Raw genomic sequence first — 23,083 nt, 5'->3', positions numbered from 1 at the left:
CCGAAATCGACGGCGCCGACGAAATCTGGATCTGTGAAAAGGTGGAGGAACAGGCATGAGCTGGATGCATCGGCATCTTCTTGACGTGGATGCCCTTTCGAGACCGGAAATGGAACTCCTGCTGGACCAGGCGGTGCACATGGAGGACCTCCTCGACCGCCCCATCAAGAAGGTGCCCGCTCTGCGGGGGAAGCTGGTGGTGAATCTCTTCTTCGAGCCCTCCACGCGTACCCGGGTCTCCTTTGAACTGGCGGAAAAATTCCTCGGCGCCGACGTGGTGAACTGGGCCGCCTCGGGATCGAGCACGAGCAAGGGAGAAACGCTGCGGGACACCGCGTGGACACTGGAGGCCATGGGCGCCGATGCGGTGGTGGTACGTCATGGAATGCCCGGCGTTCCCTGGTATCTCAGGGAGAAATTGCGAAAGGCCTCGGTCTTTAACGCCGGTGACGGTGCTCATGCACATCCCACTCAGGCCCTGCTCGACGTCTACACGGTATGGAAGCACTGTAACCGATCCCTGGACGGGCTTCGCGTCGCCATCGTGGGAGACGTGCTCCACAGCCGGGTGGTGCGGAGCGACGTGCAGGCCTTTCGTCTTCTTGGCGCGGAGGTGGTCCTCGCCGGGCCGAGAACGCTCATGCCCCTCGAAACGGACGCCCTCGGAGCCGTCTACGAACCCGACCCCGTCAAGGCCGTGGAGGGAGCGGATGTGGTGTACCTTCTGCGCATCCAGAAGGAACGGGCACTGGAGGGGCTCTATCCCACGGACGACGAATACCATCGCCGCTGGGGTGCCGACGAGGAACTGATGGCCAGGGCAAAGAAGGGCGCCTTCGTGATGCACCCCGGCCCCATCAACCGCGGCGTGGAGATCGCCTCCGCCGTCGCGGACGGACCGAACAGCCTCATTCTGGACCAGGTGCGCAGCGGTGTGGCGGTGCGCATGGCCCTGCTCTATCTCTGCATGGGAGGAATGGAAGCATGAGCACGGAACGGATGGAACGATACTGCGGCGGAGACGTGCCGCTGCTGCTCAAAGGCGGGCGCGTCTTCGACGGAGAACGTTTTCTCGACGGCGTTACGGATGTCCTTCTCGAGGATGGACGCGTGCGCGCCTTGGGAAAGGACCTGCCCTCCCCGGAAGGGGCGAAGGAGCTCCAACTCGCCGGACTTCTGGTCTGCCCTGGTTTCATCGACCTGCACGGACACTTCCGCGATCCCGGGCAGACCTGGTGCGAGGATCTCGTCTCCGGCTCCCTCGCCGCGGCGGCGGGCGGCTACGCCGTTGCGGTGGCCATGCCCAACACCCTGCCCCCTCTCGACAACGATGCGCTCGTGCGGGACGTGATCGAGCGCGGGCGACGGGCCGGAGGTGCCCGTATTCTTCCCGCGGGGTGCGTGAGCAAGGAACGTAAGGGAGAAGAGATGGCGGAGCTTGCCGCCATGGCCGACGCGGGGGCGGTTTTCTTCACCGACGACGGTGCTCCCGTGCTGCGGGCGCGACTGCTCCGGAACGCCCTGCTCTATACGAAGGATCTGGGTGTGCGGGTCCTGGAACACCCCGAGGAAAAGGATCTCACGAAAAGCGCCCAGGTGACGGAGGGGCGCTGTTCTGCCCTGAGCGGCATGCGTGGGTTTCCGATCTCCGCGGAGGTCCTGGGTGTGCTGCGTGCCCTTGTTCTTGCCCGGGAGACGAACTGTGCCGTGCACCTCACGCATGTGAGCACCGCCGCAGCGCTGGAGGCGATCCGTGCCGCCAAGGCGGACGGGGTCGAGGTGACCTGCGACGTGACGCCTCATCACCTGGTCCTTTCCGAGGAGGATGTGCTTCGGAGCAATCTCCACGCCGCCTTCAAAGTGAACCCACCGCTGCGGAGTACCGCCGACCGGGATGCGCTCTGGCGGGGAATCGCCGACGGAACCGTGGATGCCATTGCCACGGATCACGCTCCCTGGCACGAGGATGAAAAGGATCTTCCCTTCCAGGAGGCCAATTTCGGCATCGCTTCCTACGAGTGCGCCGTCGGTGCGGTGCTGGACTATCGGCGGAACGCCGAGCCGGAGGTGCCCCTCGAGCGGCTGCTCGCGCTTTGGACCTCCCGCCCTGGTGCACTGCTTCCCCAGGGCGCGGCGTTTCCGGGGCGACTTGCGGAGGGGTTTCCCGCCCATGTGACGGTGGTGGATCCCGAGAGTGCTTTCCGGGTGGACCCCACGCTCTGGAGGAGCAAGGCCCGCATCACGCCCTACAGAGGAAGACATTTCACGGGGCGCCCCGTGCTCACCGTCGTGGCGGGAAGCATTGTCTTCTCCGCTCTCGAGGGAGGCGCGGTGCGTGTGTAGCGGCACGGTGGAGGAGCGCTCGGCCAGATTGGTGGCGCGCACCTTTCTGGGGGGCGGAGCGGCCCGGGAACGCGGGCCACTCCTTCTGGAACTGGACGCTCCGGAGATCGTCGCGAAGTCCCTACCTGGGCAGTTTCTGCTCGTCACCTGCGGTGAGGGAAGCGACCCTTTTCTCCTGCGGCCTCTCGCCGTGGCGGGCGTACGAGGCGAGGTCCTCTCCCTGCTCGTCCAGGTCCGAGGGGAGGGAACGCGGCGCCTCGCCGCTCTTGCGCCGGGGAGTGTGCTGCGGCTTCGGGGCCCGCTGGGTACTCCCTTCACCACGCCGAAGGAGGCGGAGCGACTTCTGTGCATCGCCGGGGGTGTGGGTGCGGCACCGCTTCTTTTTCTGGCGGAACGATGGGGCGGTTCCGTGCTCCTGGGGATTCCCGACGCGTCCTGGGAGGGACTTGTCCATCACTGTGTCTCGAGAATCGGTTCCTCGAAGGTGACGGTCCTCTCCGATGACGGAAGTCTCGGCGAAAAAGGAAATCCCTGCTCGTTCCTCGCCTCCGAAAAAGGCTCCGCGTTGCTCGCGTTTCCGAATACGCGGATCTGTGCCTGTGGCCCTACAGGAATGCTCGCTGCCCTTGCGGAGGCGCTTCCTCCCTCCCTGCCCTACGAAGCGAGCCTCGAAACCCGCATGGGGTGCGGCTACGGCGGTTGTCTCGGCTGCGTCGTTCCGACGGAACGGGGGCGTCTCCGAGCCTGCGTGGAGGGGCCTGTCTTTGCCGGAAGAGAGGTGCGCTGGCATGAGCTGGGATGACGTCTGTGGAAAAAGTAAACCCGGGGTGCGCCTTTCCGTGTGTTTGGGAGGCGTGACCTTGGCCTCGCCGGTTCTTTTGGCCTCGGGAGTCTGGCCCATGGACCCCTCCCTCTGGCCGGTTCAGACCCTTCGTGGCGTTGGGGGCATCTGCTCCAAGGGACTGACCCTGGAGCCCCGGGAGGGGAATTCCGGCATCCGGATTTGGGAGACTCCCTGCGGCGTTCTGAATAGTATCGGTCTTCAGAACCGGGGTGTACGTGTCTTCGTGGAGGAGGAGCTGCCCCGCATGGCTGCGACGGGGATTCCCGTGATCGCCAACGTGGCGCCTGCGGGAAGTGCGGAGATGGAGCCCCTTTTGGCGCCCCTGCGCAGTGCGGGGGCGTCTGTTGCGGCGGTGGAACTCAACCTTTCCTGCCCCAATGTGGCCGACGGCGGCATGGCCTGGGGCAAGACCGCCGAGGGCATACGGGAGGCGGTGCGGGCGGCTCGGGTGTGCTGGCCCGGCCCTCTGTGGGTGAAGCTCACGCCCCAGGCGCCCGACATGGCGGTGGCGGTGCGCGCTGCTGAAGACTGCGGTGCCGACGCGGTGGTGGTGGCCAATACCTGGCTCGGCGCAGCCATGGATCTGAAACGGCGCCGTCCCGTCTTTGACCGGGTCGTCGCGGGCCTTTCCGGCCCCGCCGTCTTTCCACTCTCTCTGCGATGCGTCTGGGAGGCTGCGGAGGCGACGACGGTGCCGCTCATCGGCTCCGGCGGCATCGCGTCCTGGGAAAACGCCGCGGCGATGCTCCTCGCCGGGGCGACGGCGGTGCAGGTCGGCTCGGGACTCTTCCGGGACCTGGATCTTCCCGGAAAAATCGTGGACGGGCTCGCCGCCTACACGGCGTCCTCGGGCTTCGGAGAAATTTCCGGCCTCGTCGGAGCGGGAAGAAGACATTCCTGATGTCGGTGAACACCCTGCGTTTCCTCGGGGGTGTCTCGACCGGTGTTGTTCCTTGATGTTCTTGCGTCGGAGGAACGTTCTTCGAGGAGCGGTTCTTTCCGTTGCTTTGGCGGCCGGCGGTGTTCCCGGCGAGAAATGGAGAGACGCGTGTTCGTGAAAGGCAGGTGCGACGCATGAGCAACGGGCATGGGATAGCGAAGATCATCGCGGCGCTGGATCTCCCGACGGGAGAGGCGGCGCTGCGTTTTCTCGAAAAAATGGTTTGCGGAACAAATGCCGGGGCGTGTGTCCCCCTCGAGTACGTGAAGGTGGGTCCCCGCCTCTTTGCCCTTGAGGGACGGCGGTTCGTGGAAGGATTGGTACGGGATGGGTACAAGGTCTTTCTCGACTTGAAACTGCACGACATTCCCAACACCGTCGCGGGTGCCGTGGACGCCCTTGCGGGCCTGGGGCTCTGGGCGTTGACGCTTCACTCCGGAGGCGGTCGCGAGATGCTTGTCGCTGCGGCGAATGCCCGGGATGCGGCGGGGAGCGCCATGCATCTTTTGGGCGTCTCCGTGTTGACCAGCGTGGACGACGCGACCTGGAAGAGCGTCGGTGGGGGCGGCTCCGTGGCCGAAACGGTGGTCTTGCGGGCCCGGCTTTGCGTCGATGCGGGCGTGGACGGTCTTGTCTGCTCTCCGAGGGAGTTGGAAGCGGTCCGACAGGCCGTGGGAGGATCGCTTCTGACCGTCGTGCCAGGAATCCGCCCGGTCGCGGGAGGAGACGACCAGAAACGCACCGCCTCGGCGGGAATCGCCGTTCGGAACGGTGCGGACTATCTCGTGGTGGGACGTCCGCTCCTGGCGGCGGAGGATCCCGTCCTGACCTGGAAGGAACTGCAGCACGACATGGAGGAGGCGGAAACACGATGAACGGCAGAGAAGAGTCCAGCGACGGCTGTCATTGTCACGAGGGTATGGCTTGCGGAAGTGATTCCTGTTCTCGCGGTTCCGACGACGAAGCACAGCTCCAGAAACTCTTCGTGGAGACCGGAGCGCTTCTCTCGGGGCATTTTCTTCTGACATCAGGGCTTCATAGCGGCAGTTACATGCAGTGCGCGCTTCTTCTGCGCTATCCCGAGCACGCGGCTTTTGCAGGGGTGCGTCTGGCCCGAGCACTGGCGCACCTCAAGCCCGACCTTGTGGCAGCACCGGCCCTTGGCGGGCTTCTCATCGGCCATGAAACGGCCCGGGCTCTCGGTGTGCCCTTTCTCTTCTGCGAGCGCGAGGAGGGGCGCATGGTGCTTCGCCGTTTTTCCCACCCGGGAAAGGTGAGGGTCGTGGTTGTGGAGGATGTGGTCACCACGGGCGGTTCCCTTCGTGAGGTGGGGGAGCATTTCGCCCAGGGAGGTGCCGACTGGGTCGGCTCGGGGTGTATCGTCGACCGGAGCGCGGGACGCGCCGCTTTTCCGCATTCCCTCACAAGTCTGCTTCGGGTCTCATTTCCCGTCTATGAGCCCGCGTCCTGTCCTCTCTGTGTGCAGGGACTTCCCCTGGTCAAGCCCGGAAGCCGGACCGGAAAGCGATAAACGGCGGATGGACGAATGCCGCCTCTTCTGCCAGACTAAGAGGGCTCTTCGACGGCATTGAGGACGGAGGAGTGATTCCGGAGGAGGAGATGCGGCATGGTGGAGCAGAGAAACGGATTTTCCGCCGGGAGCGCGTCGCTTCGCCCCTCCCGGGCGACGGGAGTGCGACGAGGCCGGGGAGTTCTCTCCCTGATGATTGTGCTGTGTGTGCTGGCAGGGGTGTTCTACGGAGGGAGCAGGGTCTACGGCTTGCTCACGGCGGCACGGAACGCCGGGGTGCCGTCGGCGGAAGAGGAAGCTGTTTCCGCTCCGTCCGTCGCGCTTTCCTCCGACGCGCAGCCGGATAGGATCGCCGTGGGTCTTCCCGCTTCGCCAGACGTGCCCCTCGGTGCCGTGGTGGAGGGCAAAAAGGAGAGCTACTGGATCCGTATCGTGAAGAGTACCTATTCCCTGCACCTGTACAAGGGAAACCAGCTCGTGAAGACGTATCCCATCGCCATAGGGGAAAACCCCGGCAACAAGGCCCGGGTGGGAGACCGACGCACTCCCGAGGGGGAGTTTTCGGTGGAACAGATCCAGAACTCCTCCGCCTGGGTTCACGACTTCGGAGACGGCAAGGGCCCCATCGCCGGCGCCTACGGTCCCTGGTTCATCCGGCTCAAGACGGGATGGAAGGGCATCGGCATTCACGGTACCCATGATCCGTCCTCCATCGGCAAAATGATTACCGAAGGATGCATTCGTCTCCGCAACGATCATGTGGAAGAAGTGAAGGCCCGTCTCGCCCTCAAGGCCAGAGTGGTCATCGAACCCTGAGCGGCGGCTTCCGCCATTGCGGAAATTTCCCCTCGGGGGTTTTTTCTTTCATGGTATCATGGGCTGCGGTGTAGGCATTCTGCAGCTCATTTCGTCGTCGTCAACGGGATGACGGCGAAGCGAGGTGAGGCGAGACGAGAGCCGAACGTTCAGGGAGGGGTTTGTACATGGTGTTGTCGGATCTGGAAATCGCACAGGCGGCAAAGCTGAAGCCCATCGGGGAGATCGCGGCGAAGCTCGGTATTCCCACAGAGTATCTCATCCCCTATGGGCACGACAAAGCGAAGGTCGATCTCCGGTTCATGAAGACTCTTGCGGACCGTCCCGACGGGAAGCTCATCCTCGTCACCGCAACGACGCCTACCGCCGCCGGAGAGGGGAAGACCACCAACACCATCGGCCTCACCCAGGCGCTGGTGAAACTGGGGAAAAAGGCGATGATCTGTCTGCGGGAGCCCTCGCTCGGTCCCTGTTTCGGCGTCAAGGGAGGTGCCGCCGGAGGTGGCTATTCCCAGGTGCTGCCCATGGAAGAGATCAACCTTCACTTCACGGGGGACATTCACGCCGTGGGCGCGGCCCACAATCTCCTGGCCGCCATGCTGGACAACCACCTGCAACAGGGAAACGCCCTCGATCTCGATCCCCAAAGGATCGTGTTCCGCCGCGTGATGGACATGAACGAGCGGGCGCTCCGGAACATCGTTCTCGGCCTCGGCGGCAAGGCCAACGGTGTTCCCCGGGAGTCCGGCTTCGACATCACCGTTTCCTCGGAGGTCATGGCCATCCTTTGCCTTGCCCGGGATCTGACGGACCTGAAGGAGCGCCTCGGCCGCATTGTCGTGGGATACAGCCGGAGCGGCACTCCTGTCACTGCGGCGGATCTCAAGGCGGCGGGAGCCATGGCGGCCCTCCTGAAGCAGGCGCTGAATCCGAACCTGGTACAGACCATCGAACACGTTCCCGCCTTCGTCCACGGCGGTCCCTTCGCCAACATCGCTCACGGCACGAACTCCCTGGCGGCCACCAAGATGGCCCTCAAACTTGCGGAGTACGCCGTGGTCGAGGCTGGATTCGCCTCCGACCTCGGCGGAGAGAAATTCATGGACATCGCCTGCCGCTATGGTGGATTCCACCCCTCGGCGGTGGTCCTCGTCACCACCGTGCGGGCGCTGAAGCTTCATGGTGGTGTGCCGAAGGACGTGCTCCGGGAGGAAAACCTGCCTGCCCTGGAAAGGGGTATCGAGAACCTGGAGGCGCATTTGGACAACCTGAACCAGTTCGGCGTTCCCGTGGTGGTCGCTCTGAACCGCTTCATCACAGACACCGACGCGGAGCTTGCTCTTGTACGCCGCGCCGCGGAGGGGCGTGGTGCACGCATCGCTCTCTCCGAGGTGTGGGAAAAGGGAGGCGAGGGTGGACTGGAGCTCGCCCGTGAAGTCCTGGCGGCCATTGACAGGGGTGAGACCTATCGCCCTCTCTACGATTCCGAGCTGCCTCTTCGGGAGAAAATTCTCCGCGTCGCGACGAGCGTCTACGGTGCGGACGGGGTGGACTTCACCCCCGGTGCGGCGAAGACGCTGGAGGAGCTGGAGACCCGAGGGTACGGAACGCTTCCGGTGTGCATGGCAAAGACGCAGATGTCCCTCTCCGACGACGCGGAGTTGAAGGGACGTCCCAGGGGATTCCGCGTCACCGTGCGGGAAGTGCGGCTCTCCGCGGGAGCGGGCTTCGTCGTCCCCATCTGCGGCGCCATCATGACCATGCCGGGCTTGCCCAAGCGCCCCGCCGCGGAGAACATCGACATCGACGCCGAAGGCAACATCACAGGGCTGTTCTAGACGGTCCCGTCGAGAGAAGTGAAGAAACGGCGCGTGTGCACGCGCCGTTTCCCATTTCGGGAAGGTGCGGTCTCTTCCATGATTGGAGCACTGGTCGGCGATATTCTCGGCTCTCCCTTCGAACGACGCCCCGTCAAACGGGAGGATGTTCCTCTCTTCGGAGAGGGAACGTGCTTTACCGACGATTCACTCCTCACCGTCGCCGTGGCGGCGACGCTCCTCTCCGGGAGGGACACGGAGGAGCGATACGCGGCTTTTTTTCGCGAGTACGGCTCGCGCTATCCCGAGTGCGGTTTCGGAAGATCCTTCCGCGCCTGGCTCAGAGGTGAGGGGGTTCCCGGGGGCAGTTTCGGCAACGGATCGGCCATGCGCGTCAGTCCTGTCGGATACGCTTTCGAGACGCTTGAAGAGGTTCTCGACGGTGCCCGGCGGAGCGCGGCGCCTAGTCATGGGCATCCCGAGGGGATCAAGGGCGCCCAGGCCGTGGCCGCTGCGGTGTTTCTCGCCAGGAAAAGCGTCTCTCGCGACGGGATCGCCTCTTTTCTGCAGGAACGGTTCGGATACGATTTTTCCCGCCCTCTCTCCCTTGTCCGCCAGAGCTACACCTTCGACGCCACCTGTCCCGGAAGCGTTCCCGAGGCGCTGCTCGCCTTTCTGGAATCCACAAGTTTCGAGGATGCGGTCCGCAAGGCCATTTCCCTCGGCGGCGACGCGGACACCCAGGCGTGCATCGCCGGAGCGGTGGCGGAGGCGTGGTACGGAGGCATTCCCGAGGCCATGGCCCTGCAGGCGCTCGCGTTGCTCCCGGAGGAACTGCTCCGGGTGACCGCGGCCTTTGCGGCGCGTTTTCTGCCGCATTGGCGCACTTTCCCCCTTTTCGTCGCCCTCGCCGGGAAAAAGGACGCAGAAGAGGAGAAAGAGGACAAGATGGAGCGGCTCTTCTCTGGGGAATTTTCAGGAGAGGAGAGGGACGCATGATTCCCGTGACGCGGTTTCTCCTCGGCCGTTCCGGCGGAGGAGACGGGCTTCGTTTTTCCAGGCCAGGGGCTCCCGTGGTGGTGTGGCACCTCACGCCCCGGTGTGATCTCCGCTGCCGTCACTGTTACGCCGCAACGGAGGATCGGGGTGAGCTGACGCCGCAGGAAGAGCGGCGCCTTCTGGATGAACTCGCCGCGCTGGGCGTGCCGGTTTTGCTTCTCTCGGGAGGCGAGCCGCTGCTCCATCCCCGATTCTGGACGATCCTCGACGAGGCTCGGCGCAGAGGCCTGCGGGTCGCCCTCTCGACCAACGGCGTACACATCGATGGAGAAACCGCACGGCGTCTCGGCGATGCGGGCATCGTCTACGCCGGAGTGAGCATCGACGGTGACGAGCGCACTTCCGATGCTTTCCGGGGTGTGCGGGGTGCGTTCCGCCGTGCCGAGCGGGGTATCGTCGCCCTCACCGAGGCGAGAGTTCGCACGGGCTTGCGCTTCACCCTCGCCCGCTCCACCGCGGGGGCGCTGGAGGCGGTGTTCTCCCTTGCGGGGCAATGGAATGCGGCACGCCTTTGCGTCTATCATTTCGTTCCCGCGGGGCGGGGTGCGGCGGACCGGGCGGAGATGCTCTCCCGGAGTGAAACCCGTACTGCGCTGACCCGTCTTGCGGCCCTTGCCGAAGGGGCGCCGGATCTGGAAGTCCTCACGGTGGACAATGCCGCGGACGGCATTTTCTTCGCGCTCTCCCTGTTGCGGCGGGGCGAGAAGGAAAGGGCCGGCGCGGTGTTGGAACTCCTGCGACGAAGCGGGGGTAACCGGAGCGGTGAGCACATCGTTTCCCTCCGGTGGGACGGGTTCCTCTTTCCCGATCAGTTTTCCTGGGGGCATCCGCTCGGCCGTTTCCCGGAACAATCCCTTGAGGATGCGCTGAGGAGAAGCGCGTTCCCCCTTGCCATCATGCTCCGGGACAGAAAATCCTTCGTGAAAGGGCGCTGCCGGGAGTGCCGGTGGTTCGACTGCTGCAACGGCAACCTGCGCGCCCGGGCCGAGGCGTTGACGGGGGATTTCTGGGGCGAGGACGGAGGCTGCCCTCTGGAGGACGGCGAGATTCGCTCGGCCTGACCGCAGAAGATGGGAGGAGGAGTCATGCTCATTTCCTGGAACTTTACCAACGCATGTAATCTTTCCTGTCCCCATTGCTCCCGAGACGCCGGGCAGGCCGCTCCGAGAGAACTTTCCTTTCAGGAGGGACAGAAGCTCATCGACGGAGCGGCGCGGGCGGGATTTCGTCTTTTCATCTTCAGCGGCGGAGAGGCTCTTCTGCGCTCGGATCTTCCGGAGTTGGTGCGTTACACCGCCTCCCGGGGAATGCGCCCTGTTCTCGGTTCCAACGGGACGCTCCTCGATGAGCCCCTTGCCCGGACGCTTCAAAGAGCGGGGCTTGCCCGGGCGGGGTTCAGCCTCGACAGCGTTTACCCGAAAGCGCACGATCTCTTCCGGGGTGTCGATGGCGCCTGGGACGCCACCGTGGCGGCCTGTCACCGGTGTGCCTCCCTCGGCCTTCCCTTTCAGGTACACATGACCCTCCTCGACTGGAATGCGTCGGAACTTTCCGCCATGCACGATCTGGCGCTCGGACTGGGTGCCGCGGCGCTCCATCTGTTTTTCCCCGTCCGCACCGGACGAGGTCGGGACGCCCGGGGCATCGTGGAGTCTCCCGAGGCATACCGGACGCTCCTTGAGGAGATCGCCGTCTTGGCGGCGAAAGGCGCCCTGGACGTGAAGGCCGTCTGTGCGCCCCAGATCACGACGCTCCTCCCCCCGGAACATCGTTTCGGCAAAGGATGCCTCGCGGGAAAATCCTACTGTGTGGTGACTCCCTCGGGAGAGGTGCGTCCCTGCGCCTATCTCGACCAGGTCGCCGGAAACGTGTTGGACACGCCCTTCGAGGACCTCTGGCGGAATGCGCCGCTTTTTCGGGCCATGCGCACTCCGGAGTACCCTGGCGGTTGCGGCGGCTGTTCGTGGAGCGAACTTTGCGGAGGGTGCCGCGCCCGGGCGTTTGCCGAATCGGGAAATGCCCGGGGAAGAGACCCGCTCTGCTGGATGCCGTCATGACGCCGGACGAGCTGGAGGACCGTCTTCTCTCGCGCCTTCAGGGCGACGGACTTCCTCTTTCTCCCGTTCCCTATGCCGACCTCGCCGAAGAGCTGGAGGTTTCCGAGGAGGAGGTGCTGCAGGCGATGGAGCGGCTCATCGGATCTGGTTTGGTGCGTTTCTTCGGCGGCTTTGTCGATGCGTCGGCGCTCGGCATGCAGGGAGTGCTCTGTGCTCTCGCCGCGCCGGAGGAGCGCGTCGCGGCCGTCGCGGCGCTCGTAGACGCCCATCCCGAGGTGACGCACGACTACCAGCGCGAGGGAGACTATGCGCTCTGGTTCACTCTGAACGCCGGATCCTCCGGGGAACTGGACCGGATCATCACCGAGATCGAGGCGGAGACGGCATGCACCGTGGCTCTGCGCCTGCCGTCGCAAGAGGTGTGGAAGCTGCGCACCGACTTCCGTCTTCCCGGGAGCCGGTCATGACCCTTTCATCCTTCGAGCGGCGTGTCCTGGAGGCGCTGCAACAGGAATTCCCTCTGGAACGGCGTCCCTTCGCGGCGATCGCTTCCCGCCTCGACGCCACGGAAGAACAGGTTCTTGAGGCAGTGCGTGCCCTTCGCGAGCGGGGTGTCCTGCGCCGTATCGGCGTGTCCGTGCGCCACCTTCGGGCGGGGTACACCGCCAACGCTCTTGTCTGCTGGCGCGTCGAGGAGGAGCAATTTCCCCTTTTCCGGGATCTCCTCCGGAACATGTCCGAGGTGAGCCACTGCTATCGTCGCGGAACCACCCCGACCTGGCCCTACAACCTCTATACGGTCTTTCACGGCACCTCCAGGGAGACGGTGGAGCGCAGCATCGCCGCCTTCGCGAATTGCCTTGGAGATCCCGAACACCGAGTCCTCTTTTCCATTCGGGAGTTCAAAAAAAGCCGTCGTCTGCCGGCGCAAGACCGGAACGACGGCTCGGTATGGTAGGCTGCTTCTGAATCGTGTCGTTCTGTAAAAGGCTGTCACGAGACTGCGGAGGATTGCCCGAGAGAGACCGGACCTGCGGGTAATTCCGACTCCGCCGGGCCGGTCTTCTGCAAGGGATGTGCGGTATGGGGCTTTTCGTTGCGGAGAGGTCTTGTTCGGGTTGCGTTCAGGGATGTCCTGTACGGACAAGGGAGGGATGCGTATGGCCTGCGGATTGGTTCTGGTGGATGTGCAGAACGACTATTTTCCGGCAGGGAGCATGGAATTGGCGGGAATGGAGGAGGCGGCCCGGAACGCGGCGGAGGTGCTCGCGTCTTTCCGGAAGACGGGTGCGCCGGTCTTTCACATACGACATGTGGCGACGCGTCCGGGATCGACCTTCTTTCTTCCCGGCACGGCGGGGGTGGACATCGCCGAAATCGTGGCGCCCCTGAAGGGAGAACCGGTGCTGGAAAAGCACTTTCCCAACAGTTTTCGGGAAACGACGCTGGCGGACCTTCTTCGGGAGAACGACGTGGAGGAAATCGTGTTCTGCGGAGCCATGACCCACATGTGCATCGACACCACTGTGCGGGCGGCCTTCGACCTCGGATTTCGCTGTGTCGTGGTGGGCGATGCCTGTGCGACGCGAAATCTCCGCTTCGGAGACGTTTCGGTGGAGGCGGCACAGGTGCAGGCTGCCTTTCTCGCGGCCCTCGCGTCGCCCTTCGCCAGGGTGATCTCCACTGCGGAGCTTTTGCAGGAACGGACGTAGCGTTCCCGCCGCCGCTCTGTTCTCCACGCTTCCGAAAACGCTTTTTTGCGAGGCGGTGTCCTTTTGAGGATGCCGCCTCGTGCGCTTTGCTTCTGCCTATTTCCTGACGAGAAGGAGACCCCCGGCGAGGGCGGTGAGAGGCGCCACGGTAACGAGGCCGAAGCTGCCCACGAGGGTGTTGAGGATCTCCGCCGCCACGTACTGCATGTTCAGGATGTTCGCCAGGGGAACTCCCTGGGCGATGAAGGCCATGAGAAGACTCGAATAGCTTCCCGTGTAGGCCAGAAGGAGCGTCGTCGTCATGGTGCCCACCACGGCGCGCCCCACGGAGAAGCCTGAGAGAACGAGTTCCTTTCTGGTGATGTCCGGATTCTTGCTTCGGATTTCCGTCATTGCCGCCGCCACATCCATGGCGAGATCCATGACGGCTCCGGAGGAAGCGAGAAAGATTCCCGCGAGGAAGATCTTCGTCAGATCCAGATGGGCGAAGCCGCTGTAGAGGAGCGTCTCCGAGAAGGGTTTCACCGCGCCGTGAATGCGAAAGGCGGAGCCGAAGGCGAGCGCGAGGACGCAGGTGATGCTGATTCCCGCCATGGAGCCCGCGAAAGCCACCGCGCCACGCCTGTTCATGCCTCCCACGAGAAAGATGATGGCTGCCGTGAGAGCCGCCACGACCCCCAGAGAGGTGAGGACCGGATCCCACCCTCGAAGCATTCCGGGCAGGAAGACCTTCCAGATCATCAGAGCGGTGAAGAGAAAGGACAGAAGCGCCTTTGCTCCGGTCCATCCCGCGAAGACGAGAAGGAAAAGGCTGAACAGGGCCAGCACGACCAGTTCGATGTCCATGCGGTAAAAATCCAGCACGTTCGCCTTGGCGACGGCGTTGCCGCTCTCGTCGGGATCAAGGACGACAAATGCCTTGTCACCCGGCGCGAAGACTTTGTCCAATTCCAGCCGTCCCATGAGATGGTTCACCGCCTCCAGCTCCTGCCCGGCGAAACGGCCTGAAAGAACGCGGATGGTGAGTCCCTGATCGCCGGTTCGGACGATGCCGAACTGCCGCATGGTCGAATCATCGGTTCGGAGGATCAGCGCCTTTTCCCGTGCGGCTCCGTCAGTTGCTCCGGAGCGTCCCCCGAATCCCGAGGGCAGAAGGGTGAGTCCTGCAGTGAGCAGAGCCAGAAACAGCACGAAGAGTATGTCCTTGCGCGTGGTACCCACGAAGCGATCCCTCCCGGAGAGTGGGCGTCACCGAAGGACGGCCCGAAGGCGACGTGCGATGCCTTCGGGCCGTCCTTTCGTCTGTCGTTCTTTGCGCCTGTCGTTACCGTCCTCCCCATCCGGGCGGCCGTTTTCATCGCCGGAGAGAGGAAGGGCTGCCGTCATTTTTCGGGGAGGTGCGCCCCCCCGTCGAGGCGATTCGGCTAGTTCTTCACACCGAGGATGGACATGGTCTTCCAGGCCACGTCGGTGTTGTCGTAGTAGCCGAGGAAGAGTTCCGCGCCCACACCCATGGCGAAGATGGGAACGGGAATGCCCGTATGGGAATAGGATGTCCAGCCGATGCCCGCCTTCTGGTTCAGAATATGGGTCGTCTTGACGGTGAGGGGTTCGTAGCCGCCGTAGAGGAGATAGGTCTGCTCGTCCTTGGAGCGCTCCTGCTCACCCTTCATGCTCCGGGCGAATGCATCCTGAAGCTGCTGGAGTTCGAGTTCGGAGAGGTTCATGGCGAGAAGCTTTTTCGCGCCCTTGTCGCCGCCCTTGGCTTTCTCTTCCAGTGCCTTCGCTTCGTCGGAAGGCAGGTTGGTGAGGCCGAAAACCTCCGCGATCTGGGGGAAGAAAGCGTCGAAGGTAGCCTTGTCGGGGGCGTTGTTCTTCCTGAATTCCGCCACGCGCTTGTCGAAGGCGAGGTAAGACTCCTTCTGGAAGCCGATCTTGTCGAAGAAGGTCTCGTACTGGGTGCCGGCGAAGCCGATGCTCATGCCGCCCGTTTCGTGGTCTCCCACAACGACGATGAGCGTCTCCTCGGGGTGTTTTTCCGCGAAGAGCACTGCCTCCTGCACGGCGTCGGCAAAGGCGAAGGTGTCCTGAATGGCCGTGGCGGCGTCGTTGGCGTGGCAGGCCCAGTCGATCTTTCCTCCCTCGACCATGATGAAGAAGCCCTTGGGATTGTCGAGAAGCTCGATGGCCTTTTTCGTGAACTCCGCGAGCGAAAGTTCCTTGTCGGTACGGTCGATGTCGTAGGGCATGGCGCTGTCTCCGTCGAGAACGGGGTTCACCGCGATGATCTTGCCGTCGCCGGGCTTGAGGGCCAGGATCTCCTCCCGGGTGCGGACGACCTTGTATCCTTTGGAGGCAGCCAGTTCATACGCGTCAGGCTGGGGTTCCTCCTTCTTGTTCCCCTTGGCCTTGTGAATGCCGCCGCCGCCGAAGAAGTCGAAATTGCTGTCGAACATTTGGAGCGCGATGCCGTAGTAGTCGTTCCGGGAAGGGACAGAGGCGTAGAAGGATGCGGGGGTTGCGTGGTTCAGCGACACGGAGGTGAGAATGCCTACCTTCTGTCTCTTGTCGCGGGCCATCTGGGCTACGGTGGTGAATTTCTTCGTCTTGCCGGGATCCATACCGATAACACCGTTGTCCGTCTTGTAGCCCGAGGCCAGTGATGTCGCCGCAGGGGCCGAATCGGTGATGAAGGAATTTGCCGAATAGGTGGTGATCATGCCCTGAACGGGAAACTGCGTGAAGGAGAGCTTCTTGATGCTGGGGTTGGCATTGCCGCCCTCGACGGAACCCGACCCGCGGTAGATTTCCGCGGCGTTCACCTGCTGCAGAGCCATGCCGTCACCGATGAACATGAAGACGTACTTCGCCTGTGCGCCCTTCCACTCGTTGTTCGTCGTCTGCCCCGAAGCCCCCCATGCGGCTCCGCAGAGCAGAAACACCAGTGCCATCACCACGCCGATTCCTTTGAGATGTCGTTTCACTACGCTCACCCTCCTCAAAATGGTTGTGCGGGAAAAGCGTACCAGCGCCACGTAACAACGCCGAGAAAAAACCGTGTCATTTGTCCTGCAGTGTGGAAGACGGGGAGAATCGCGTTCCGCCCGAACACACTTGACGGTGTTCTCGTTGGTCCTCCATGTTTTTGGGGGGCGCGTGCGCCACGCCTGCGCAAAGTTGATCCTCCAGGGTTTTGGAGGCGCGTGTGCCACGCCTGCGCAAAAAGGTTTTCATGATGCTCGACGGCTGGTAGCGGCAATGAGCCGCACGTTTTCAGGGGTTGCTTTTTGTGTTCGAGGTCAAACGACATCAGAAATCGATCCGTAGGTGACATGAAGAAATAATCCACCCCGGCCACGTGTCGTGGCACATGGCGCTGTCGCGACTGAAAGGCGTATTCCTGGGACGGAACCATCTCCGGGAAAGTCAGAGGTTGATACCTACTAAGGGTATATGTTATACTAATCCTCGAAAAAGAGGTGTTCCTCTCGTTTCGGAGGGGATCGCGCCGTTCACATTTCGGGAGGTGTATCGATCATGTCGGTTCGTGTCTACAGTACCAGCACATGTCCGTGGTGCGACAAGGCGAAGGACTATCTGTCGGAACTCGGTGTCGCTTTTGAGGCGGTGGATGTTTCGAAGGACAGGGCCATGGCGGAGGAGATGATCCGCAAGACGGGGCAGAGGGGTGTGCCCGTTCTCGACATCGGCGGCACGGTTATCGTCGGTTTCGACCGTCCCGCCATCGATGCGGCGCTGAAGGAGAAGAACCTCCTCGCCTGAGGCGGGGAGGAAACCGGAGGGGTTTTTACCGGATGCGGCGTAGGTGCAAGGGCGTTCCTGCGGGAACTTTCTTGCGCCTACGCCGTATATATGCGTATTCCCTGTCTTGTTGCTGTGTTCCGCGTCTGCCCGGCCCGGCGGGTACATGCTCCGTCAGACGATCCGAAAAGCTCCGGAGAGCACGCAGCGGCGGGTTCGGCAGAAGGAGAGCGGTGTGGTGGCTCCTTGTCCGGTAGTGGTGGCGATGGTGAAGGCCGTCGGAGCGTCGCTGTCCACGCCGATGGCCGCGTAGGAGGGAGCGTTCTTCACGAACATGGTCGTCTCCATCTCCCTGGCCATGTCGCTCAGGCGCTTCACGTGATTGCTGTGAATGCAGGCAGAATGTCGAAAGCCGTGTTCGAGGCGCTTGGCTGCGGTGAGTCCGGCGTCGAAATCCGGAACGCGGATCATGGGCAGCAGGGGCATGAGCAGTTCTTCCTGGGCGAAGGGATGGCTTTCGTCGGTCTCGACGAGGATCAGCCGCACTCCCTCCGGGGCCGCGACGCCGATCCGCTCCAGGATATGAGACGCATCCTTGCCGACGAATGCCTTGTTCACCGTCCCCTGTTCCGTGAGGACAGTTGTTTCGAGCTTTCGGATCAAGGCGGGATCGGAGATTTCGAAGGCGCCGTTTTCGGTCATGCAGCGTTTGAGTTTGTCCGCGACACAATTGACGACGAGAAGTTCTTTTTCGGCGATGCAGGGCAGGTTGTTGTCGAAAGAGCATCCCGCGATGATATCCTTCGCGGCCTTCTCGATGTCCGCCGTTTCGTCCACGAGGACGGGCGGGTTTCCCGGGCCTGCGCCGACGGTGGGCTTGCCCGAGGAGAGGGCTGCCTTGACGACGCCTGGTCCTCCCGTGGCGGAGATGAGCCGTACGTTTCCGTGGGTCATGAGAGCATTCATGGCTTCGAGAGAAACTTCGCTCAGGGCGGAGACCAAGCCGAAGGGGGCTCCGTTGTCCCTCAGGGAGAGATTCACCAGCTCCACCGTTCGCAGGGTACTCCTCAGAGCTCCCGGATGGGGGCCGAAGACCACTGCGTTCCCGGCGGCGAGCATGCAGATGGTGTTGTTGATCACTGTGGCCACGGGATTGGTCGAAGGGCACAGGGAGGCGATCACGCCGAAGGGAGAGAGTTCCTCCAGCATGAGCCCGTTGTCCCCCGAAACCGCTTTCGTGGCGAAATATTCCGGCCCCGGCGTCTTCTCGATGGCCAGGAGGATTTTGGCCTTCTTGTCCTTCAGGTTTCCCATGCCGGTTTCTTCCAGGGAGAACCGGGCAAGTTCCTCTACGTGGCGTGTCATGTCCTCCCGAAGCCGTGCGATGATGTTCGTGCGCCGCCTGATGTCGTATTCCCGGTGCCGGTGTTCCTGGGCCAGGACTGCCGCCGCAACGGACCGGTCCACCTCGGAACCGGAACCCGTCGGGATGGAAACGCTCTCCACCGCCGAACTCGCCACGTTGCCGGACAGACTTCCGGAGACGTCTCTTTTCTTCAATTCCGCCATAACCCTGGCGACGAGGCTCGGCAATTCCACTGTCTCGATCATTCCTTCCCCACCTTCCGCACTGTTTCCGTCTTGCTCGGCCTAGAAGCGTCGTTTCCGCTTCTTGCGGGGGGCCTTCGGACTCGCAGGATGATGCCGTCGTGTCGCCGGAAAGGGAAACGTCCGTCCGTTTCTCCGTCGCGTCCTGCTGCTCGGGCATCTCGGGCATCTCCGGTGATTCGGCGGCGGAACGTTCCGGCCCGCATTCTTCCGTTTCGGCGATGGCCGGTGCTGCCGATGTGCTGCCGGAACGCCCGGAGTCTTCCGGCGGAGTTACACGGAGCGTTTCGTCGATGCCACACGCGGCCTGGAGCGTCTCCGGGACGGGAGGATCCGTCTCCGGAGTACACGGGGGTGTGGAGAGCGCCGCAGGGATCCTTTCCTGTAGCCATTCGGCGGCTCCAAGCGTCTCTTCGTTCCAGGCGAGCGTGTTCCCGATGCCGGGGGCCGGGCGAGGGAGCACCAGAACACCGCGCACGGACAACACTTTTTCCGAGGCGGCCTTTGCAGCGTCGAGAGACGCACGAACAGCTCCAACGTCGCCGATGACCTTGACGGTGATGCGCTCCTCACCCCGGGTGTTTTCTCTGCCGAGAATCCGTATGTTCGCGGCTTTCGCCGCCGCATCCGCGGCAGTCATGGCCGCGGGCAGTCCCTGCGTTTCTATGAATCCCAAGGCCATGCGGAGTTCCGGCATGGTCCCACCGCCTTCCTATTTTCCTCTCATGCACCAGACGGGTTCCACGAGCGAGAACCAATGGGTCGCGATGCAGGCGCAGCATTTTCCGTGATTGGGGCACTCCCTGGGGCAAGGGCATTCGGGACGTTTCGAGGTCTTGTCGGGACAGTTGCGATCGCACTCCGTCATTCCTTTCGCCTCCTCCCGGAGAGGATGGGCGAGCGGTGTCGGCACGCCGCTCGCGCCGGTCATGGAAAGAAACACTGCGGTTTCGGAGAGACCGCGTGTCGCGAAACGTTCTCGGCACTCCGGTTTTTGCGAGAGTTCAGCCCCCGATGGTGGCGGGAATTCCCATGTCCCGAACCATGTCGTAAAGGGGCTGGAGCTGTTCCCGTCCATGGGGTTCCAGCCCGGAGAGAAGATAGGTGCGCTGTATCTGGTCCCACTTGGGCTCCCCCATGCGGTGATAGGGAAGAATGTCCAGTGCCTGAAGGTTTTTCAGGGATCCCGCGAAAAGTGCCGTGGCCCGTACGTTCTCCATGGAATCGTTCACGCCTGGAATCAGCGGAAGGCGCACCCGAAGGGGGTGACCGATCCGGTCCGCCCGACGAAGGTTTTCGTGAATCGGAGCATTGGGAACGCCCACGTATTCCTCGTGGACCGCCGAGTCCATGTGTTTCAGGTCGAAGAGGATCGTGTCCATTTGCTCGAAAACCTGTCCGGCCTGTTCCCAGGGTGCGAATCCCGACGTTTCGACGGCCGTGTTGATTCCCCGCGCCCGGAGCAGTTTTGCGCAGGCGGCGACGAAGGATGCCTGGAGTAATGGTTCTCCGCCGGTGAAGGTGACGCCTCCTCCCGTATGGGGGTAGAAGTGACGGTCACGGATGGCGAGGGCAAAGACGTCCTCGGTGGTGACATAGCGTCCGGTGACCACCATGGCGTTGGCGGGGCATGCCCGTTCGCAGAGTCCGCATTCGGGCATGCGGCATCGTGCCTTGTCCACCCGGAGTTTTCCGTCCTCCCCCTTGGAGATGCTGTCCGAAGGGCAGGCCTTGAAGCAACGGCCGCAGCCGATGCAGTTGTGGTGGATGACCATCAGTTCCGGCTGCGGGCTCCAGGACTCCGGATTGGAGCACCACCGACAGCGCAGAGGGCATCCCTTCATGTAGATGTTCGTCCGGATTCCAGGTCCGTCGTGGATGGAAAAACGTTGCACGTCGAAAATGAGGCCCGCTTCTGGGTGGTGTTTCTTCACCACCGGGTCGTAGAACATGAAATCCTGTTCCCAGTTCATCCCGTCTCCTCCCCTTGCTCGGATGGGCGTGCGGTGCGCGAGATTCGGCCCCCCGTGGGGGGCCGAACCCGGTCGGGTCGGTCAGGGATGTCTAGAACACCTGCTCGGTCCGGGCGATGATGTCGTTCTGGATGCGGGAATCGAGAGCGGTGAAGAAGGCGCTGTACCCCGCCACGCGGACCACGAGGCCACGGTATTCCTCGGGGTTCTTCTGCGCGTCCAGGAGTGTTTCCTTGCTGACCACGTTGTACTGCACGTGGGAGCCTCCGTGGGTGAAGAGCGTTTCCGTGACGGCGATGAGGTTCTCCAGTCCTCGCTCGTCCTTCACCGCGTTGGGATGGAACTTCATGTTCAGCAGTGTTCCATTGGAGGCTTCCGCGTGATCCAGCTTGGCCACGGAAAGGGCAGAGGCGGTGGGGCCGGACTGATCCAGACCGCCGCTGGGGGAGACGCCGTCCGCAAGGGGCGTGTGGGCTTTGCGCCCGTCCGGCGTGGCCATGACCGCGGCGCCCATGGGGACGTTGGCCGACGCGGGGTAAAGACCGGGCTGGAACTGGCCGCCCCGGGGGTTGTGGTATTTGTCCACTTCCTTGCAGTAGATCATGGCGGACTCGCGGGCGAGCAGGTCCGCGTAGTCCACGTCGTTGCCGTACTTGGGTGCCCGGTTGAGCAGCATCTGCCGGATGGCTTCGCCCTCCGGGCCTTCGAAGTTCGCGTCGATGGCCTTCTTCAACTGTTCCATGGTGAGAGCCTTGTCCTCGAAGACAAGCTTCTTCACGGCGGTGAGGGAATCCCCGGCGTTGGCGACGCCCACACCCTGGGGGCCGGTGAAATTGTAGATTGCGCCGCCTTCCTGAACCGATTTACCGCGACCGATGCAGTCCTCCACCATGCAGGAGAGGAAGGGGAGGGGCATGTTACGGGCATGGGTGAGATCTACGGCGTTGTCCGCGATGGCGAGCAGGCGCACGAAATGCTCCATCTGTTTCGTGTAGGCCTCTTTGAACTGTTCGAAGGTCGTGAAGGATGTGGCGTGGCCGGTCTTGGGCCCGAGCTGCTTGTTGCATGCCGGGCAGACGCCGTCGTTCATGGTCAGTTCGACGATCTTGGCGAGGTTGAAGAACGCCGCGTCGTGCCATCCCTCGGTCTTGCCGCCGCACTGGGGTTCCACGCAGCCGATCATGCAGTAGTCCCGGGCGTCTTCCCGTGCAAGGCCTCTGGCCAGAAGAGCGGGAATGATGACCCGGTCGTTGTAGTAGGCGGGAATGCCGAGTCCCACCCTGGTCGTCTGAGCGGCCTTCTGGTAGAAGAGGTGCGGTGTGTTTTCATGAATGCGCACCGACAGGGAGGGCTGGTAGAGTTTCGTGTTCTGGGCGGCCTGAAGGCAGATGTAGGAGATGCTGTTCGTCGCATCCTCACCCTTGCGGTTCACTCCGCCGACGATCATGTTCTGGAAGAGGGGGTAGCCGCCGAAAGCCTTGGTGGACTCGGCGTCGCGGATCTTGTTGAGTTCCGTGAGCTTGATGAAGAGCAGATCAACCAGTTCCTGAGCCTTCTCGACGGTGATGGAGGGATCCTTGGCGTAGTGAGGGTACATGTACTGGTCGAAGCGTCCCGGCGAGACGGAGTGCCCGTTGGACTCGATCTGAATAACGAGATGGATGAACCACCAGGACTGGCACGCCTCGTGGAAGCTGCTCGCGGGCTCCGCGGGGACCTTGCGGCAGATTCGGGCGATCTCGGCCAGTTCGGCTTTTCTGACGGGATTGGAGCAGGCTGCGGCCTGTTTTTCCGCCTCGGCGGCGAAGCGGGCGGCGAAGCGGATGACCGCCTTGCAGGAGGTGATCACGGAGGAGAGGAAATGGCATTTGCGGAGATCCTCCGCGTCGGCCACATCGAGTTTGGCCTTGGCGTCGGCGGCTTCGGCGATGATGCCGTTCAACCCCTTCTCCAGAACCTTCCGATAATCGACGGAGATGTGTCCCACGCCGTTGTAGTAGTAGTTCCCGAAGGTGTAGACCCCGGCCATCATGGCCTCCAGGCATTCCGGCGGCATCAGGTTCGTGGCCAGTTCGTTGTTTGTCTTTCCCCTCCAGTAGGGGAAAATCGCCCGCAGGGCGGCCTTGTTCTCCTCGGAGATCAGGAACGCGTCGCCGTCGCGATGGGCCATGGTGTCCAGTTCGGGCTCGATCCACTCGCAGGAGAACTCGGGGAAGATAGGAGCGCTGCGAGGTTTGGAGCACTGGTTGCCCACGATGAGTTCGTCGTCGCCGATGAAGATGGTCATGTTGTCCAGGACCGTCTCCAGGGCATGGGCGCGCCGGACGTAGACGGGAAGTCCCTCCGTCTCCTGATATGCCTTGGTCACCAGCAGCGCCCGTTCGACGCAGACTTCGGGCTGAATGTTCACGAAGGCGGCGAGTTTTTTCTGGACTCTGGGGCTGGGGCCGCCCATGGTCATGGGATCGGCGATCTCCTTCGCGCCCGAAAAGGGTGTGGAAGTCGGGGCGGAACCTTTTGCGGCGGGAGCCGCCATGACCTGCCTGCAGACTTCCGCGACGAGTTTCTGAATCATCTCTTCGTTCATTGCTGTGCGACCTCCCTCGTTCTTATGGTGGATA

General features: G+C 63.0%; 21 protein-coding genes and 1 pseudogene. 15 read left to right on the top strand and 7 right to left on the bottom strand.

Going from position 1 to position 23,083, the window contains the following annotated elements; all coding sequences use genetic code 11:
• Nucleotides 1–55 precede the first annotated feature (55 nt).
• The 14 genes from Q1K49_RS03555 (at nucleotide 56) to Q1K49_RS03490 (ending at nucleotide 13,119) form a co-directional block, all read left to right on the top strand.
• On the top strand, nucleotides 56–988 hold the full coding sequence (locus tag Q1K49_RS03555; RefSeq protein WP_300522884.1) for an aspartate carbamoyltransferase catalytic subunit: 933 nt from the start codon (nucleotides 56–58) through the stop codon (nucleotides 986–988).
• A complete protein-coding gene (locus Q1K49_RS03550) occupies nucleotides 985–2,343 on the top strand; it encodes a dihydroorotase (RefSeq protein ID WP_300522881.1) in 1,359 nt (452 codons plus the stop codon). The genes Q1K49_RS03555 and Q1K49_RS03550 overlap by 4 nt, the downstream gene beginning before the upstream one ends.
• A complete protein-coding gene (locus Q1K49_RS03545) occupies nucleotides 2,336–3,145 on the top strand; it encodes a dihydroorotate dehydrogenase (protein WP_300522878.1) in 810 nt (269 codons plus the stop codon). Before Q1K49_RS03550 ends, Q1K49_RS03545 begins: the two co-directional genes overlap by 8 nt.
• Entirely contained in the window at nucleotides 3,132–4,088 is a 957-nt protein-coding gene (locus tag Q1K49_RS03540; protein WP_300522875.1) for a dihydroorotate dehydrogenase, read from the top strand. The genes Q1K49_RS03545 and Q1K49_RS03540 overlap by 14 nt, the downstream gene beginning before the upstream one ends.
• A gap of 173 nt (nucleotides 4,089–4,261) precedes the next feature.
• Entirely contained in the window at nucleotides 4,262–5,002 is a 741-nt protein-coding gene (gene pyrF / locus Q1K49_RS03535; protein ID WP_300522873.1) for an orotidine-5'-phosphate decarboxylase, read from the top strand.
• A gap of 44 nt (nucleotides 5,003–5,046) precedes the next feature.
• Nucleotides 5,047–5,658: an orotate phosphoribosyltransferase gene (gene pyrE / locus Q1K49_RS03530; RefSeq protein WP_300522887.1), complete on the top strand. Its 612-nt coding sequence runs from the start codon at nucleotides 5,047–5,049 to the stop codon at nucleotides 5,656–5,658.
• Nucleotides 5,659–5,754: 96 nt separating this feature from the next.
• Nucleotides 5,755–6,474 carry a L,D-transpeptidase gene (locus Q1K49_RS03525; protein WP_300522871.1) on the top strand — a complete coding sequence of 240 codons (720 nt, stop codon included), beginning with the start codon at nucleotides 5,755–5,757 and terminating at the stop codon, nucleotides 6,472–6,474.
• 167 nt (nucleotides 6,475–6,641) lie between these two features.
• Complete coding sequence (locus Q1K49_RS03520) at nucleotides 6,642–8,312, top strand: formate--tetrahydrofolate ligase (protein ID WP_300522868.1); 1,671 nt, start codon at nucleotides 6,642–6,644, stop codon at nucleotides 8,310–8,312.
• 78 nt (nucleotides 8,313–8,390) lie between these two features.
• The gene (locus tag Q1K49_RS03515; protein ID WP_300522866.1) at nucleotides 8,391–9,290 is read left to right on the top strand and encodes an ADP-ribosylglycohydrolase family protein; all 900 of its coding nucleotides are present in this window, start codon (nucleotides 8,391–8,393) and stop codon (nucleotides 9,288–9,290) included.
• Nucleotides 9,287–10,411 (top strand): radical SAM protein, encoded by a 1,125-nt coding sequence (locus Q1K49_RS03510; protein ID WP_300522865.1) that lies wholly within the window; start codon nucleotides 9,287–9,289, stop codon nucleotides 10,409–10,411. The genes Q1K49_RS03515 and Q1K49_RS03510 overlap by 4 nt, the downstream gene beginning before the upstream one ends.
• Before the next feature lie 24 nt (nucleotides 10,412–10,435).
• A complete protein-coding gene (locus Q1K49_RS03505) occupies nucleotides 10,436–11,407 on the top strand; it encodes a radical SAM protein (protein WP_300522863.1) in 972 nt (323 codons plus the stop codon).
• Nucleotides 11,404–11,874, top strand: a complete 471-nt coding sequence (locus tag Q1K49_RS03500; RefSeq protein ID WP_300522861.1) for a hypothetical protein — start codon at nucleotides 11,404–11,406, stop codon at nucleotides 11,872–11,874. Before Q1K49_RS03505 ends, Q1K49_RS03500 begins: the two co-directional genes overlap by 4 nt.
• On the top strand, nucleotides 11,871–12,365 hold the full coding sequence (locus Q1K49_RS03495) for a hypothetical protein (RefSeq protein WP_300522859.1): 495 nt from the start codon (nucleotides 11,871–11,873) through the stop codon (nucleotides 12,363–12,365). The genes Q1K49_RS03500 and Q1K49_RS03495 overlap by 4 nt, the downstream gene beginning before the upstream one ends.
• A 202-nt stretch (nucleotides 12,366–12,567) precedes the next feature.
• Nucleotides 12,568–13,119 (top strand): cysteine hydrolase family protein, encoded by a 552-nt coding sequence (locus tag Q1K49_RS03490; RefSeq protein ID WP_300522856.1) that lies wholly within the window; start codon nucleotides 12,568–12,570, stop codon nucleotides 13,117–13,119.
• A 96-nt stretch (nucleotides 13,120–13,215) separates the two neighbouring features.
• On the opposite strand, the gene Q1K49_RS03485 is transcribed toward Q1K49_RS03490, so the two are convergent.
• Entirely contained in the window at nucleotides 13,216–14,340 is a 1,125-nt protein-coding gene (locus tag Q1K49_RS03485; RefSeq protein ID WP_300522853.1) for a YibE/F family protein, read from the bottom strand.
• 203 nt (nucleotides 14,341–14,543) lie between these two features.
• Nucleotides 14,544–16,103, bottom strand: coding sequence for an alkaline phosphatase (locus Q1K49_RS03480; protein ID WP_300522850.1), 1,560 nt, complete (start codon nucleotides 16,101–16,103; stop codon nucleotides 14,544–14,546).
• A 553-nt stretch (nucleotides 16,104–16,656) separates the two neighbouring features.
• Here Q1K49_RS03480 and Q1K49_RS03475 point away from each other — a divergent pair.
• Entirely contained in the window at nucleotides 16,657–16,902 is a 246-nt protein-coding gene (locus tag Q1K49_RS03475; protein ID WP_213692538.1) for a glutaredoxin family protein, read from the top strand.
• A gap of 153 nt (nucleotides 16,903–17,055) precedes the next feature.
• Here the strand turns inward: Q1K49_RS03475 and Q1K49_RS03470 are convergent, their stop codons facing one another.
• From Q1K49_RS03470 to Q1K49_RS03450, 5 genes and pseudogenes are all read right to left on the bottom strand, one after another.
• On the bottom strand, nucleotides 17,056–18,492 hold the full coding sequence (locus Q1K49_RS03470) for an aldehyde dehydrogenase family protein (protein WP_300522846.1): 1,437 nt from the start codon (nucleotides 18,490–18,492) through the stop codon (nucleotides 17,056–17,058).
• 457 nt (nucleotides 18,493–18,949) lie between these two features.
• A pseudogene (locus tag Q1K49_RS03465) lies at nucleotides 18,950–19,171 on the bottom strand (BMC domain-containing protein); the annotation flags it as partial.
• 30 nt (nucleotides 19,172–19,201) lie between these two features.
• Nucleotides 19,202–19,357 (bottom strand): hypothetical protein, encoded by a 156-nt coding sequence (locus Q1K49_RS03460; RefSeq protein WP_300522844.1) that lies wholly within the window; start codon nucleotides 19,355–19,357, stop codon nucleotides 19,202–19,204.
• Nucleotides 19,358–19,493: 136 nt separating this feature from the next.
• Entirely contained in the window at nucleotides 19,494–20,462 is a 969-nt protein-coding gene (locus Q1K49_RS03455; protein ID WP_300522841.1) for a glycyl-radical enzyme activating protein, read from the bottom strand.
• Between the two features lie 91 nt (nucleotides 20,463–20,553).
• On the bottom strand, nucleotides 20,554–23,049 hold the full coding sequence (locus Q1K49_RS03450; RefSeq protein ID WP_300522839.1) for a glycyl radical protein: 2,496 nt from the start codon (nucleotides 23,047–23,049) through the stop codon (nucleotides 20,554–20,556).
• Nucleotides 23,050–23,083 lie beyond the last annotated feature (34 nt).

Source organism: Aminiphilus sp. (assembly GCF_029975095.1).
Classification (GTDB): domain Bacteria; phylum Synergistota; class Synergistia; order Synergistales; family Aminiphilaceae; genus Aminiphilus.
The sequence above is the reverse complement of the archived record's forward strand: the minus strand, read 5'-3'. Positions and strand labels throughout refer to the sequence as shown.

Excerpts from the sequence above, each read along its gene's own strand:
- Q1K49_RS03555 (WP_300522884.1), top strand. The coding sequence starts at position 56 with ATGAGCTGGATGCATCGGCATCTTCTTGACGTGGATGCCCTTTCGAGA.
- Q1K49_RS03550 (WP_300522881.1), top strand. The coding sequence starts at position 985 with ATGAGCACGGAACGGATGGAACGATACTGCGGCGGAGACGTGCCGCTG.
- Q1K49_RS03540 (WP_300522875.1), top strand. The coding sequence starts at position 3,132 with ATGAGCTGGGATGACGTCTGTGGAAAAAGTAAACCCGGGGTGCGCCTT.
- pyrF (WP_300522873.1), top strand. The coding sequence starts at position 4,262 with ATGAGCAACGGGCATGGGATAGCGAAGATCATCGCGGCGCTGGATCTC.
- pyrE (WP_300522887.1), top strand. The coding sequence starts at position 5,047 with ATGGCTTGCGGAAGTGATTCCTGTTCTCGCGGTTCCGACGACGAAGCA.
- Q1K49_RS03525 (WP_300522871.1), top strand. The coding sequence starts at position 5,755 with ATGGTGGAGCAGAGAAACGGATTTTCCGCCGGGAGCGCGTCGCTTCGC.
- Q1K49_RS03520 (WP_300522868.1), top strand. The coding sequence starts at position 6,642 with ATGGTGTTGTCGGATCTGGAAATCGCACAGGCGGCAAAGCTGAAGCCC.
- Q1K49_RS03515 (WP_300522866.1), top strand. The coding sequence starts at position 8,391 with ATGATTGGAGCACTGGTCGGCGATATTCTCGGCTCTCCCTTCGAACGA.
- Q1K49_RS03510 (WP_300522865.1), top strand. The coding sequence starts at position 9,287 with ATGATTCCCGTGACGCGGTTTCTCCTCGGCCGTTCCGGCGGAGGAGAC.
- Q1K49_RS03505 (WP_300522863.1), top strand. The coding sequence starts at position 10,436 with ATGCTCATTTCCTGGAACTTTACCAACGCATGTAATCTTTCCTGTCCC.
- Q1K49_RS03500 (WP_300522861.1), top strand. The coding sequence starts at position 11,404 with ATGACGCCGGACGAGCTGGAGGACCGTCTTCTCTCGCGCCTTCAGGGC.
- Q1K49_RS03495 (WP_300522859.1), top strand. The coding sequence starts at position 11,871 with ATGACCCTTTCATCCTTCGAGCGGCGTGTCCTGGAGGCGCTGCAACAG.
- Q1K49_RS03490 (WP_300522856.1), top strand. The coding sequence starts at position 12,568 with ATGGCCTGCGGATTGGTTCTGGTGGATGTGCAGAACGACTATTTTCCG.
- Q1K49_RS03475 (WP_213692538.1), top strand. The coding sequence starts at position 16,657 with ATGTCGGTTCGTGTCTACAGTACCAGCACATGTCCGTGGTGCGACAAG.
- Q1K49_RS03470 (WP_300522846.1), bottom strand. The coding sequence starts at position 18,492 with ATGATCGAGACAGTGGAATTGCCGAGCCTCGTCGCCAGGGTTATGGCG.
- Q1K49_RS03460 (WP_300522844.1), bottom strand. The coding sequence starts at position 19,357 with ATGACGGAGTGCGATCGCAACTGTCCCGACAAGACCTCGAAACGTCCC.
- Q1K49_RS03455 (WP_300522841.1), bottom strand. The coding sequence starts at position 20,462 with ATGAACTGGGAACAGGATTTCATGTTCTACGACCCGGTGGTGAAGAAA.
- Q1K49_RS03450 (WP_300522839.1), bottom strand. The coding sequence starts at position 23,049 with ATGAACGAAGAGATGATTCAGAAACTCGTCGCGGAAGTCTGCAGGCAG.